Raw genomic sequence first — 13,227 nt, forward strand, 5'->3', positions numbered from 1 at the left:
TACTTTCCAAGGAGTTTCTAGACCAAAAGTATGGAAAGAAATGCACTTCTTCGCGTATTCTCAAGAAATGCACTCAACCAGCTGGAACCGCCCCGTCTCCTCGCCCTCCGCACCGGCCGGTCCGGAGGTGGACGTCATCAGCATGGGCCGCCGCGTCCGCCACCTCCGCAAAGCCGCCGGGCTCACGCTCGATGACCTCAGCGCCACGGTGGGAACTGCTCCCAGCCAGCTGAGCCTGATCGAGAACGGCAAACGCGAGCCGAAGCTGGGCCTGCTCCAGCAGCTGGCGGCGGCCCTCGGCGTGAGCATCGACGAGCTTCTTGGTGCGGAGCCGCCCAACCGCAGGGCAGCCCTTGAAATCGAGTTGGAACGCTACCAGCGCAGCCCCATTTACGAGTCCCTGAACCTGCCCAAGATCCGCATCAGCTCGCGGCTTCCGATGGATGTGCTCGAGTCCATGGTGGGGCTGCAGCACGAGCTGGAGCGCCGGCTCAACGAGCAGGTCGCGACGCCGGAAGAGGCCCGCCGCGCGAACGGCGAACTGCGCGCGATGATGCGTGAACGGAACAACTATTTTCCGGAGTACGAGGCCGAGGCCCAGAAGGTCCTGGCGTCCGTGGGGCACACGAGCGGCCCGCTGTCCCACCATGTCATCGCGGACATCGCCGGGCACCTCGGGTTCAGCCTCCACCACGTGGGCGACCTGCCGCACTCCACCCGCTCGGTGACCGATCTGAAGAACCGCCGGATTTATCTCACGCAGAACGCACGGAGCGACCACGACCCCCGGTCGGTGCTGCTGCAGGCGCTGGGCCACTACGTCCTGGGCCACCAGACCCCCACCAACTACGGTGATTTCCTGATGCAGCGCGTGGCCACGAACTACTTCGCCGCCGCGCTCATGCTGCCGGAGCAGGCCACGGTGGAATTCCTGCAGAGAGCCAAACAGGCGAAGGAAATTGCGGTGGAGGACATCCGCGACGCCTTCGCCGTGTCCTACGAGACGGCCGCGCACCGCTTCACCAACCTCGCCACCCAGCACCTGGACATCCGCACGCACTTCCAGAAGACGCATAAGAGCGGCATCATCTACAAGGCGTACGAGAACGACGGCGTGACGTTCCCGCAGGACCACACCGGCGCCATTGAGGGCCAGCCGTCGTGCAAGAACTGGACGTCCCGGGTGGTGTTCGACGTGCCGGACAAGTTCAGCGCCTACAACCAGTACACGGACACCCCGGCGGGGACCTACTGGTGTACGGCGCGGACCGAGCGCTCGGCCAACGGCGAGTTCTCGCTCTCCGTTGGCGTGCCGTATGCGCAGGTCAAGTGGTTCCGCGGCCGCGACACCACGGAGCGGTCCAAATCCACCTGCCCCGACGAGAGCTGCTGCCGGCGGCCGCCGGTCGCCCTGACCGCCGAGTGGGCCGGAAACGCCTGGCCCTCGGCGCGGGCGCATTCGCATCTGCTGGCCGCGATGCCGCCGGGTGCCTTCCCCGGCGTGGACGAGACCGAGGTTTACTCCTTCCTGCAGGCACACTCCGGGAACTGAGTTGACTCGCGTTTCGCCCTTTGCAGGCTCACTGCTCTACGGCGGAATATTTTCCCCGAGTGCCCCCCGACACACGACGCGGTGCAAATCCCGATAGCGTACTTCGCTCCCGGACCAGCGACCCGTGTCCGTGAGGAAACGCAGGTATTCATGAAGGGAGGCGCAGAAAAAGGATGCGAAGTCGGCATTACGTTTATCGAGCGCCTCGACGAACCTGGCTATGGGTACGGGGTCCATTGCGGTTACTTGTCCGCCGGTGGTTTCGGTATAAATCGGGAGGAATGCTGTCAACTGTGCCAGAACGGGAAGTTCCGGCAAGATCCCGTGTTCGCGATGCCAACCCACAAATGCGATCAGGGAACCCATGGCTTGGTCGTGGCGTGGCGCACGGGAAACAGGTCTGCCCGATTTCCCGGCCTGGTACCCGCTGGTGCTTCGCCTCGCCGGCCGACGGCGGGATTTCTTGGCCAAGATCGATCCTTACGGTGGAAGTGCGGCGGACTGCCTACCGAAAACGCTACGAGTGGGAACCCAGGGCCTCAATGGTGCGCCAGCCGTATGTGGAAAACGGCCCCCTCCGGGCGACCTGCAGGACGCTGCCACCCTTCACCCTTGGAACCCGCGCCAACGGCGGGCGGACTATATTGGCCAGTGTCAGTTCATCGACCCACCTCGCGGGAGCGTGCACCCATGGCCAAGGAACTTGCGACCCAGCTCATCGAACAACTTCAAGCCGCCGGCGTACAACGGATCTACGGGATTGTCGGCGACAGTCTCAACCCGATTGTGGACGCCGTCCGGAAGACGGGTGGTGCCGCCAAGGGCGGGATCGACTGGATTCACGTCCGGCATGAGGAGGCCGCGGCGTTTGCGGCCGCGGCGGAGGCGCAGCTGACCGGCCGTCTGGCGGTGTGCGCCGGCTCTTGCGGGCCGGGGAACCTGCACCTGATCAACGGACTGTATGACGCCAACCGCTCCGGAGCCCCGGTGCTGGCCATCGCCTCGCACATACCCAGCAAACAAATCGGCAGCAGTTTCTTCCAGGAAACCCACCCGGACCGCCTCTTCAACGAGTGTTCGGTGTACTCAGAGCTGATCAGCACCGCCGAACAGGCCCCGAGGGTCATGCACAGCGCCATCCAGCACGCTGTCGCCCTCCGGGGCGTCGCCGTCGTGACCCTTCCCGGTGACATCGCGGACCTGGAGGCGGCAGCTCCAACCCCTGCCCCCGCAGCGTTCCGCCCGGCGGTGCTGGTGCCGGACCCCGCCAGCGTTCGGGAACTGGCCGAGGCCATCAACGCTGCGGACAAGGTGGCGATCTTCGCCGGTGCCGGCGTCGAGGGGGCGCACGGCGAGGTCATTGCACTGGCGGAAGCCGTGAACGCCCCGATCGGGCATTCGCTTCGCGGCAAGGACTTTATGCAGTACGACAACCCCTATGACATCGGCATGACGGGGCTGCTGGGCTACGGCGCAGCCGCCGAGGGGATCGAGGACGCCGATCTGCTGATCCTGCTCGGCACGGATTTCCCCTACGACCAGTTCCTGCCGGGAACCCGCACGGCGCAGGTGGACCGGGCCGCGCAGAAACTGGGCCGCCGGACCGACGTCGACGTCGCGGTCCACGGCGACGTGCTGCCCACCCTCGCGGCCCTGATGCCCTTGATCCAGCCGAAGAAAAGCCGCCGCTTCCTCGATGCGATGCTTAAGAAGCACGACCGGCTGATGAACAAGGCCGTCGGCGCCTACACGCGCAAAGTGGAAACCAAAGAGCCGATCCACCCCGAATACGCGGCGTCGGTGCTTGACCAGGTGGCGGCGAAAGACGCGATCTTCACCGCGGACACGGGCATGTGCAATGTCTGGACCGCCCGGTACATCAATCCGCTGGGAACCCGGCGGCTGATCGGGTCCTACCTGCATGGTTCCATGGCGAACGCGCTTCCCCATGCGATCGGCGCCCAACTGGCTTACCCCGGACGCCAGGTGGTGTCGGTCTCGGGCGACGGCGGACTGTCGATGCTGCTGGGGGAGCTGATCACCGTTGCCGCGCACCGGCTCCCGGTCAACGTGGTGGTGTTCAACAACTCCACCCTGGGTATGGTCAAGCTGGAGATGCTGGTGGACGGGCTCCCGGACTTCGGTGTGGACGTGCCCGACGCCAACTATGCCGCGGTGGCCCGCGCCCTCGGCTTCCACGCGGTCCGCGTCACCGACCCGTCCCGCATCGAGGCCGCGTACCGGGAAGCCTTCGCGCACCCCGGACCGTCGCTCGTGGAGCTCATCACGGACCCCAAGGCGCTGTCCCTCCCGCCGAAGATCAAGGGCGCCCAGGTCCTGGGCTTCGCGACGGCGATGTCCAAGGTGGTCCTCAACCGCGGCACCGGCGAGGCCGTCAGCATGGCGCGGAGCAACCTGCGCAACATCCCGCGACGCTGACAGCCGGTCCCACGGTCCTCGCCGGGTCCGCCTCCGATTCGACGGTTCCGTGCGCGTTCGACGGCGGGATGCGTCGAACGGGCAGGGAACCGTCGAAACGGTCGGGCGGCACCCTCAACAATCGGCGTCAAATCGTAACCTGTGCGTGGTCGCTCTTTTCCGGGCCCGCTGGTTGACTGGCCCTAGGCGGATCCCCGCCCTTCCACTATCGCTGTTGTGCGGGTCTCGGGGGCGCGATGAAACAGAGGATCTCGGCGCGGTTCGTCGCCGCGGGTGCGGCCATTGTGCTGGCCTTGACGGCCTGTTCCTCTTCGCCGCCGGCGATGTTGAAGGCCGACGGCGTCGAGCGCGTTTCGGCGGAAGGGTCCGCCTACCCGGCCGAGTTTGCCCAGCTTAGGGCGTCGGCGCGGATGCTGGGCGCCGCGCTTCTGGCAGACGGCGGGAATGCCGGAAACGGAAACGTGGTTTCGTCCCCGGGCAGCCTGCTGATCGCCCTGGCCTTGCTGCGGGCCGGCGCATCCGGCCCAACCGCTGCCGAGATGGACAGCGTGCTGGGCCTCCCCGCGGAGCATCGCGACGAAGCCCTGAACGCGCTGTTGGCATCCTTGGAAACCTTCGACGGCGACCCCGGCTCGGTGGATGAAAAGAACCCTCCGCGCCGGCCGGTCCTGCACACGGCAAACGGCTTGTTCGTGGACAAGGGCGAGCCTACGGGGGAGGGCTATCTGCAGTCCCTGGCCCGCTTTTACGGAACCGGTGTGTACCCGGTGGACTTCCAGGATGAGGCGGCCACCAAACCGGCGATCGACGCTTGGGTGAACCAGAACACCGGCGGACGGATCAAGAGAGGGCCCGCGAAGTATGACCGTAGAGACACGTTCAGCGTGCTCAACGCCGTGTACTTCGCCTCGGCGTGGAAGGTCCCCTTCGACCCGGCCGACACCGCCGATCTGCCCTTCACCACGCCCGACGGCGGGCAGGTTTCCGTCCCCACCATGTCGGGCGTTCAGGACCTTGCCTTCGCCCAGAGTGCAGGCTGGCAGGCGGCGGAGCTGCCCTATGCCGAGGGGTTCGTGATGCGGCTCGTGCTGCCGGATGCCGGGGCCTCCATGCCCGGACCGCAGGAAGCCGCCGACGCCGCCCTGGCCCTTGACGCCGCCGCCCCGGCTCCCGTGCAGATCTTCTTGCCACGGTGGGACCACAAGAACGACTTTGAACTGCGTAAAGTCTTCACTGACCTGGGCCTGCAGGAAATGCTCCACACCGAGACCGACTTCAACGCAATCCAGCGCGGCCTCAAGATCCAAGCGGCAGGGCAGTCCGCCACGATCACAGTGGCGGAGAAAGGCACGGTTGCCGCTGCCGTGACCCAGATCAACGCGCGGGCCGTCAGCGGCGTGGCAGCGACGACGGTGATCCATTTTGACCGGCCGTTTCAGTACGAAATCATCCATGCCGAGACCGGGCTGCCCCTATTTATGGGCAGGGTGTCCGATCCCCGCTCATCTTGAGACGCTCCCTCAGATTCTGCAGGGAAAAACCCAACGCTGCCTCAGCACGTGCGGGGGCGTCCGTACAGCACCTGCCAGACCTGAGGGAGCGCCCGGACGGTAGCTGCCAGACCTGAGGGAGCGACTGGGGGAGGGATGAGGGTTAGCGCGGGCCGCCCTGCCAGAGCGCGTCGAACGGCGCGCCCGAGGCCACCCGGTTGCGGATTCCCGCGGTCACAAACGTCTTGGCCGTCCGGGCAGCCTCGAGCGGCGTCGCACCCTTGGCCAGCTCGGCGGTCACGGCGGCCGCCAGCGAGCAGCCGGCACCGGACACCGCCACGTCGCCCACCTTCGGGGCGGACAGGACCTCCAGCGTCTCGCCGTCGTAGTAGACGTCGACGGCGTCCGGCCCGGCCAGGCGCACGCCGCCCTTGGCGAGCACCGCGGCACCGCTGAGCTCGTGGATCCGGACCGCGGCGGCCTTGAGCGATTCGAGGTCGGTGATTTCAAGTCCGGAGAGGGACTCTGCCTCGAAATGGTTCGGTGTCACGAACGTGGCCAGCGGCAGGATCTGCGCTTTAAGGGCCTGGTCCGTGTCCAGTGCGTGGCCGGGCTCCTGGCCCTTGCAGATCAGCACCGGATCCAGGACCACATTCTCGAAGGCGGAGCGGGCCAGCGCCTCGGCGACGGTGGAAATCGTCGCCGGACTGCCCAGCATGCCGATCTTCACGGTGTCCAGAACCGACGGTGCGCCGGACGCGGCACCGTAGGCCGCCGTCGTTGCCTCCAGCTGGTGGGCGATGACCTGCTGGTCGACCGGGACGAAGCGGTGGTTCCAGTTGTCCTGCGGATCGAAGGACACGATGCAGGTCAAGTTGGCGATGCCGAACACGCCCAGCTCCTGGAAGGTCTTCAGATCGGCCTGCGCGCCGGCGCCGCCGGTCGCTTCGGAGCCGGCGATGGTCAGGGCGACGGCGGGACCGGCCGCGGCGTCGTTGTGGGCGGGGGCCGCCAAGGCGGCGGAGTCAGAGGCGGTGGAAGTCATGGTCCCATCCTGCCACTACCGGAAAACCGCCCGCATTGTGCGGATGACCAATATGAACAAAACGCAAGTGTTCCGGATCACCGCTAATAAGGTGGCGGACGGTGTTGCTTTCTTGCGGCGCCGGATCCAGGAAGGTTCATTGATGAGCACCCAGCTGTCCGAATCGGCACAGACCAGACGAGCCGTAAGCAATATTCTCAAAGGCTCCGCCGGCAATCTCGTTGAGTGGTTCGACGTCTATATCTACACGGCATTCTCCGCCTACTTTGCCGTCCACTTCTTCAGCTCCAAGGACCCGCTGCAGAGCAATCTGGAAGCGATGGCCGTTTTCGCCGTTACGTTCCTGATGCGCCCGATTGGAGCGTGGTTCTTTGGTCGCTACGCGGACCGCAACGGCCGGAAGGCCGCGCTGACACTGAGTGTCACCATGATGTCGGCAGGCTCCTTCGCGATTGCCCTCCTCCCCACCAAAGATGTCATCGGCATCTGGGCTTTGGTCCTTCTAGTACTCATCCGACTGCTGCAGGGGTTCTCAGTCGGCGGAGAGTACGGTACGAGTGCCACGTACATGTCAGAAGCCGCTACCGCCAAGCGCCGCGGCTTTTTCTCCAGTTTCCAGTACGTCACCCTCATCGGCGGGCAGATGTTGGCGTTGCTGGTGCTCGTTGTCCTGGAGCAGACCCTCGGCAAGGACGTCCTGAGTGAATGGGGCTGGCGGATTCCGTTCGCAATCGGCGGCGTTGCTGCGCTCGTGGTCTTCTGGATCCGCCGGTCCATGGAGGAAACAATCTCTGTGGAGCAGGCTGCCGCCGCCAAGGCCGGGGCGGCCGGAGGTGAAGCCCAGCCGGGAACCTTGAAGCTGCTGTTCACACAACACTGGAAGTCCCTGCTGATCTGCATCGGCGTCACGTTGGGCGGCACGATGGCGTTCTACACCTATACCAACTTCACGCTGTCTTTCATGCAGAACACGAGCGGTATTCCCAAAGAAAGCACCTCCGTTATCAGCTTCTGGGCACTGTTCATCTTCATGCTCCTGCAGCCGATATACGGCATGATTTCGGACCGCGTTGGCCGTAGGCCGCTGCTGCTCTGGTTTGGAATCAGCGGCGTGCTGCTGACCTGGCCGCTGCTGTCCGCGCTGGCCGGGACCAAGGACCCGTTCACCGCGTTCCTGCTCATGATGGGCGGCCTACTCATTGTCGGCGGCTATACGTCGATCAACGCCCTTGTGAAGGCCGAACTGTTCCCGGCCTCCATTCGTGCCCTCGGCGTTGGCCTCGGCTACGCCATTGCCAACTCGCTATTCGGCGGCACCACGCCACTGGTGGGGGCGGCGTTCCAGAAAGCCGGTCAGGTGGAAGTCTTCTTCACCTACATCACTGTGGGCATCGGCATTTCGCTGCTCGTTTACATCTTCGCGCTGAAGAACAAGAAGTCCACGCACTTGGACCACGAACAGGGCCACGCCTGGGCGCCCGCGGTTTCCCCGGTTTCCCCGGGCGACGGTCGCCTGGACGACGACAAGGACCTCGTCGACGCCTCGCGCCGCTAGGGCCACCGGCCGCTCGCGAACGGGCGGCGCTTACGACGGCGGGTTGGCCGGCTACGGAACGCACGTTCCGGGAGCCGGCGGCCCGCCGTCGTCGTTAATGCGGGCGGTGCCGGGGCGGCGCTGCTGCTGGGCTGCTGCCGTTCAGCGGGAGCTACTGGGCGTTGTCTGCGAACCGCAACTGCAGGATCGTCGCGGTGGTGCCTGCCATGAACGTCCCCGCCAGCACCACGTAGCTGCCGGCCGTGAGCGTGTCGACCGGGTCCGCCACCATTCCGATCAGCAGCGGGACGATCGAGTAGGGGAACCACTCGGCCCAGCCGGTTCTGCCGAACAGGTTTCCCAGGGCGAGCATCACAAGGGAGAAGGCAATGGGGGCCACCTCACCGCGGCTCAACACGGCGATCCAGGCAACCACGGGAGCGAGCAGGAAGGATATCGACGCTGCGAGCAGCACGTTTGCCAGGCCGGTAGCTGCCAGCTCGGCAGAGAATTTCGGCAGCCCCATCGCAAATCCGATCGCCATCGCCTCGGCGAGGACGAGGACGATGAGGGCCATCCACCACACAGCCGCGACCGCAAGCTTGGCGACGGCGAACCAGTGACGGGCCACGGGCAGCGCGAGCATGTTCTTGGCGGTGGCGTCGCTGTACTCCCGGCCGAACAAGTAGGCGACGATGAACGCCAGCAGGAGCATCCCGCCAATGCCAAAGATCAGGGTGAGCATGTAGAAGTATTCGGGCCACGTTGCCTCGAGGCCAGCGAGGCTCGCTTTGGTGCCTACAAGCCCCAGCTGGGCCGCCCGCCCTGGCTCGCGCACGATCCACATGAACAGCGCTATGCCGAGCGGCATCATCGCGAGCACCGCCAGGGTGGCCCAGGTCGCCTTGGCACGGTGGAGCTTCATGAATTCGGTGGCGAGAACCTGGCCGAACATCAGGCCACCGGACCCTTGGCTGCCTCGCCCGTGCGCGCGAGGAAATACCGCTCCAGGTCCAGCGTCAGCAGCGCCTGTTCGCGTTCTTCCGGGGTGTAGGCGTCGGCGGCGAAGGAGCGTGCCTTCGCCGCGAGGTCCTCGCGCGACGACTCCTCGATGAGGCGGCCGTTGTGGATGATGCCGATACGGTCGGCAAGATGGGCCACCTCGGCAAGGATGTGGCTCGACATAAAGACGGTGACGCCGCGTTCGCCGGCGAGTGAGCGAAGGAGATCGCGGATCTCGACGATGCCGGCCGGGTCGAGGCCGTTGGCGGGCTCGTCGAGCACCAGCAGTTCGGGGGAGTGCAGCAGCGCGCGGGCGAGCGAGAGGCGCTGCTTGTTGCCGAGCGAGAGCTGCCCGGCGCGCCGCCCGGCGTACGGGCCCAGGCGGAGCAGCGTGATCGAGTCCTCCACCGACCCCGGCGGTGAGCCGGTGAGGCGGCGCTGAATGTCGAGGTTTTCGCGCACAGTGAGGTTGGGGTAGGCGGTGGCCGTCTCGACAAGGAATCCGACGCGCGAGAACATGTTCGTCTCACCGGGGACCATGCGCTGGCCGAGTACGGTTACTTCTCCGCCGCTCGGTCGGATCAGACCGAGCAACATACGGATTGTGGTGGTCTTTCCCGCCCCGTTCCTGCCAAGGAATCCGTAAATTTCTCCGCGGCGGACGTCGAGGTTCAGCGAGTCGACGGCGGTGACGTCGCGGTACCGCTTGACGAGGGCGCGCGTGGAAACTGCGGTGGCAGGATGGGTCTCCTCCATGGCCCCATCCTGCCACCACGCCCGGAGCGTTCACAGAGCGGGTATTCACAGCCGGCCGAGGACGGGTTCGGGTTCTGGCGGCAGCCGGTTCGTGTGCCTGCGCGGGGTGAGAGAATGGAAGACGGTTCCCGCGGCCAGCCCGCCAGGAACCATCCAGTGCTAATACAGCCGGCCGCCGTGTTGTCCTCCATGAGGATCCGGGCGCCGAGCGAACCACTACGAATGGAACACCCATGACTTCCGCCAAAACCATGCCGGCCGCAGCCCCGCCAAAGTTCGCTTCCATCGGCTCCCCGTACTTCGGCATCATGCTCGCTGCCATGGCCGTGGTGCTGATCCTGTCCAACATCGGGGCATCGAAAGGCGTCGCAATCGGCCCGATCATCACCGACGGCGGCTTCTTCCTCTTCCCGCTGGCCTACATCCTGGGCGATGTCATCAGCGAGGTCTATGGCTTCAAGGTGGCGCGCAAGGCTATTTTCACCACGTTCGCGCTGTCCGTCTTCGCGTCGCTCTGCTACTGGGTCATCATCGCGCTGCCGGGCTTCGACGACGATTTCGGCGCCGCCAAGCAGTCCGCTCTGGAAGGCGCCCTGGGCCCGGTCCCGCAGATTGTGCTCGCCTCGCTGCTGGCGTTCCTGGCCGGACAGACGATCAACGCCTGGATCCTGGTGAAGATGAAGGCGCGCACGGGGGAGAAGTCCCTCTGGGCACGCATCATGGGTTCGTCAGTGGCCGGTGAGTTCGTGGATACCCTGATTTTCTGCAGCATCGCGGCTTCCGTTATCGGAATTACCGACGTCGGCACGTTCGTGAATTACGTCGCTGTGGGCTTCCTCTACAAGACCCTCGTGGAGTTCCTCTTCGTCCCGGTCACGGCGGGCGCGATCGGCTGGATCAAGAAGCGCGAACCGAGCTACGGGGCGTAGGGGTTCCTTGTACCTCCGCCGTTTCGACGGTTCCGTGCCCACTCGACGCGGCCAACCGTCTAGCCGCCGCGGAACCGTCGAAACGGCGGGCTGTCGGCCGCCGAGCCCCGGCTCAAGGCCCGCAGCACCCGGTACTTGAACTCCACTTCGTTAAACAAGTCCCGCCACTCGATCCGGATGAACGTCCAGCCCTGTTCCATCAGTGCTTTCTCGCGGCGCCGCTCGGCGAACAGGACGTCGCCCGTGGGACGGTAGTCGAAGTACTTGGTCCTGCCGTCGAACTCGAGGGCAACCATTCGCTCCGGCCACGCAAAGTCCAGCCGGTGCTCCCCGAGCGGCGTCCGGACCACGAACTGCACCTCGGGCGGCGTGACCCTGAGCCTGTGCAGCAGTTCCCTTGTCAGGCTCTCGCCGGCAGACTCGGAGCGGGGGTCAGCCAGTTCGAGGGCCCGCCGCAAGGCGACCACTCCGTTGCGGCCTGCGAGATCGGTGCACCGGGCCCGGACGAGGCCAAGGTCAGCGCCCATCCGGGCGGCGTGATCCATCAGAATTACGGCTTGCGGCACGGTGAACATCAGGCAGCAATCCACCACGGTGCGTTCCAGCGAGGTGCAGGGAAGCCCGTCCACGAAGCACACCTCGTGGCTGCCCAGAGGCCGGGTGTGCGCCACGACGTCGCGCCCATGCGATATCCCGGAGGGGCATTTCTCCTGGGTCAGGTGCACCCGGTCGTCGACTTTCCACAGCTGGAGGTCATGCAGGCTGGCACCCGAGACGTGGCTGTAGACAAAGCGCCCCGGCGACGTCCTTAGCGTCCCGAGCGAATGGGCGAAGACCAGCTGCCGCCGTCGGACGGTGGAGTTCAGCCCCCGCCACCACTCTGCACGCGCGTAAGTGCCCCGGCGCAATCGGATGAGCTCCGCCCCTTGCACCAGCTGTGCAATGGCCCGGGAGTTCAGTCCGGATGCCAGGAGCTGGTCCGTGCGCCAGAGGTCCGCGGTTGCGGGGAGTTCGAGGGTCATGGAACCAGCGTCACGCGCGCGTACTCCTCCGCCCAGAGACTTGGGCGGGTATGTGGAAAGCCCCGATTCGACGGTTGCCTGCCTGCTCGACGTTTCCCGACGTCGTGGGCGCAGGGAACCGTCGAATCGGCGGCGACCCCGACGCCGGCCGTGGAACCTAGGAGTAGTAGTTCCGCAGGGTCTCGGTCTTGAACTCGAAGAAGTTGCCGGCCTCGATGGCGAGACGGGCGTCGTCGACCATTTTCACCACAAAGCGCTCGTTGTGGATCGAGATCAGCGTGGCGGAGACCATTTCCTTGGCTTTGAACAGGTGGTGGATGTAGGCCCGCGAATAGTTCAGGCAGGCGTAGCAGTCGCAGCCTTCCTGCAGCGGGCCGAAGTCGCGCTTGTACATGGCGCCGGAGAGGTTGTACCGGCCGGTGGGGTGGTAGAACGCCGAGTTCCGGGCCACCCGGGTGGGGGAGACACAGTCGAAGGTGTCCGCGCCGTTCTCGATCGCGGTGAAAATATCGTCCGGCTCGGAGATGCCGAGGAGGTGCCGGGGTTTGTTCTCCGGCAGTTCCTCGTTGCACCAGCGCACGATGGTGCCCAGGTTCTCCTTCTCCAGGGCGCCGCCGATGCCGAAGCCGTCGAAGTTCATGGCGCCCAGGTCCCGGCAGGCCTTCCGGCGCAGGTCCTCGTACTGCGCGCCCTGGATGACCCCGAACAGGGCCTGGTAGGGCTTGCCCGCCCGTTCAGCGGTCAGCCGGAAATGCTCGGCAATGCAGCGCTCGGCCCAGCGGCGCGTGCGCTCCAGTGACTCCTCCTGGTAGCCGCGGGAATTCTGCAGCGTGGTGAGCTCATCGAAGGCGAACATGATGTCCGCGCCGATCTGGTGCTGGACGTTCATGGAGATCTCAGGGCTGAAGCGGTGCCGGTCGCCGTTGAGGTGGCTTTTAAACCACACGCCTTCCTCGTCCACGTGGGCCAGGCGCTCCTTGCCGGGGGCGACGGCGTCATCGGGCCCCGAATTGTCCACCGACTTCATGTCGATGACCTTCTTGAACCCCGAGCCCAGGCTCATCACCTGGAACCCGCCGGAGTCGGTGAAGGTGGGCCCGCGCCAGTTCATGAACGCGCCCAGCCCGCCGGCCTCATCCAGGATGTCTGCGCCGGGCTGCAGGTACAGGTGGTAGGCGTTGGCCAGCACGGCCTGCGCGCCCAGCTCGGCAACAGACTCCGGGAGCACCGACTTGACGGTGGCCTTGGTGCCGACGGCGATGAACGCGGGGGTCTGGATCTCGCCGTGCGGTGTGGTGATGGTGCCGGTGCGGCCCAGGAACTCCCCGCCGTTGGCCGCAATTTGCGCCTCCGACGGCGCGCAACTTTCGCTCAGGCGTTTGCCCACGCGGAAGGAAAACTCGGACTGCTGGGCCGGCAGGAGCGGCGGCACGGGTGATTCAGGATTGGCTGGCACCG

Annotated in this window: 11 protein-coding genes; 5 read left to right on the forward strand and 6 right to left on the reverse strand. The window is 65.8% G+C overall.

Features of this window, described 5'->3' with window-relative positions:
• Positions 1 to 40 precede the first annotated feature (40 nt).
• Positions 41 to 1,552, forward strand: a complete 1,512-nt coding sequence (locus tag FS787_RS12100; protein WP_144672664.1) for a helix-turn-helix transcriptional regulator — start codon at positions 41 to 43, stop codon at positions 1,550 to 1,552.
• A gap of 36 nt (positions 1,553 to 1,588) precedes the next feature.
• Here the strand turns inward: FS787_RS12100 and FS787_RS12105 are convergent, their stop codons facing one another.
• A complete protein-coding gene (locus tag FS787_RS12105) occupies positions 1,589 to 2,023 on the reverse strand; it encodes a hypothetical protein (RefSeq protein WP_144672665.1) in 435 nt (144 codons plus the stop codon).
• A 219-nt stretch (positions 2,024 to 2,242) separates the two neighbouring features.
• On the opposite strand from FS787_RS12105, the gene FS787_RS12110 reads away from it, so the two are divergent.
• Both FS787_RS12110 and FS787_RS12115 read left to right on the forward strand, forming a co-directional pair.
• On the forward strand, positions 2,243 to 3,991 hold the full coding sequence (locus tag FS787_RS12110) for a pyruvate dehydrogenase (RefSeq protein ID WP_144672666.1): 1,749 nt from the start codon (positions 2,243 to 2,245) through the stop codon (positions 3,989 to 3,991).
• Between the two features lie 236 nt (positions 3,992 to 4,227).
• Complete coding sequence (locus tag FS787_RS12115; RefSeq protein ID WP_144672667.1) at positions 4,228 to 5,502, forward strand: serpin family protein; 1,275 nt, start codon at positions 4,228 to 4,230, stop codon at positions 5,500 to 5,502.
• Positions 5,503 to 5,644: 142 nt separating this feature from the next.
• On the opposite strand, the gene FS787_RS12120 is transcribed toward FS787_RS12115, so the two are convergent.
• On the reverse strand, positions 5,645 to 6,526 hold the full coding sequence (locus tag FS787_RS12120; RefSeq protein ID WP_144672668.1) for a hydroxymethylpyrimidine/phosphomethylpyrimidine kinase: 882 nt from the start codon (positions 6,524 to 6,526) through the stop codon (positions 5,645 to 5,647).
• A 142-nt stretch (positions 6,527 to 6,668) separates the two neighbouring features.
• Here FS787_RS12120 and FS787_RS12125 point away from each other — a divergent pair, with 142 nt between their 5' ends.
• Positions 6,669 to 8,081 carry an MFS transporter gene (locus FS787_RS12125; protein ID WP_144672669.1) on the forward strand — a complete coding sequence of 471 codons (1,413 nt, stop codon included), beginning with the start codon at positions 6,669 to 6,671 and terminating at the stop codon, positions 8,079 to 8,081.
• 151 nt (positions 8,082 to 8,232) lie between these two features.
• Here FS787_RS12125 and FS787_RS12130 read toward each other — a convergent pair whose 3' ends face one another.
• Together FS787_RS12130 and FS787_RS12135 are read right to left on the reverse strand one after the other, a co-directional pair.
• On the reverse strand, positions 8,233 to 9,015 hold the full coding sequence (locus tag FS787_RS12130) for an ABC transporter permease (protein ID WP_144672670.1): 783 nt from the start codon (positions 9,013 to 9,015) through the stop codon (positions 8,233 to 8,235).
• A complete protein-coding gene (locus FS787_RS12135; RefSeq protein ID WP_144672671.1) occupies positions 9,015 to 9,818 on the reverse strand; it encodes an ABC transporter ATP-binding protein in 804 nt (267 codons plus the stop codon). The genes FS787_RS12130 and FS787_RS12135 overlap by 1 nt, the downstream gene beginning before the upstream one ends.
• A gap of 233 nt (positions 9,819 to 10,051) precedes the next feature.
• Here FS787_RS12135 and FS787_RS12140 point away from each other — a divergent pair, with 233 nt between their 5' ends.
• Complete coding sequence (locus FS787_RS12140) at positions 10,052 to 10,747, forward strand: queuosine precursor transporter (RefSeq protein ID WP_144672672.1); 696 nt, start codon at positions 10,052 to 10,054, stop codon at positions 10,745 to 10,747.
• Between the two features lie 59 nt (positions 10,748 to 10,806).
• On the opposite strand, the gene FS787_RS12145 is transcribed toward FS787_RS12140, so the two are convergent.
• Both FS787_RS12145 and tgt read right to left on the reverse strand, forming a co-directional pair.
• Positions 10,807 to 11,769, reverse strand: a complete 963-nt coding sequence (locus FS787_RS12145) for a type IV toxin-antitoxin system AbiEi family antitoxin domain-containing protein (RefSeq protein ID WP_144672673.1) — start codon at positions 11,767 to 11,769, stop codon at positions 10,807 to 10,809.
• A gap of 157 nt (positions 11,770 to 11,926) precedes the next feature.
• A complete protein-coding gene (tgt, locus tag FS787_RS12150; protein WP_144672674.1) occupies positions 11,927 to 13,225 on the reverse strand; it encodes a tRNA guanosine(34) transglycosylase Tgt in 1,299 nt (432 codons plus the stop codon).
• Positions 13,226 to 13,227: the final 2 nt, after the last annotated feature.

The sequence above is a fragment of the Arthrobacter sp. U41 genome, assembly GCF_007679325.1.
GTDB lineage: Bacteria > Actinomycetota > Actinomycetes > Actinomycetales > Micrococcaceae > Arthrobacter.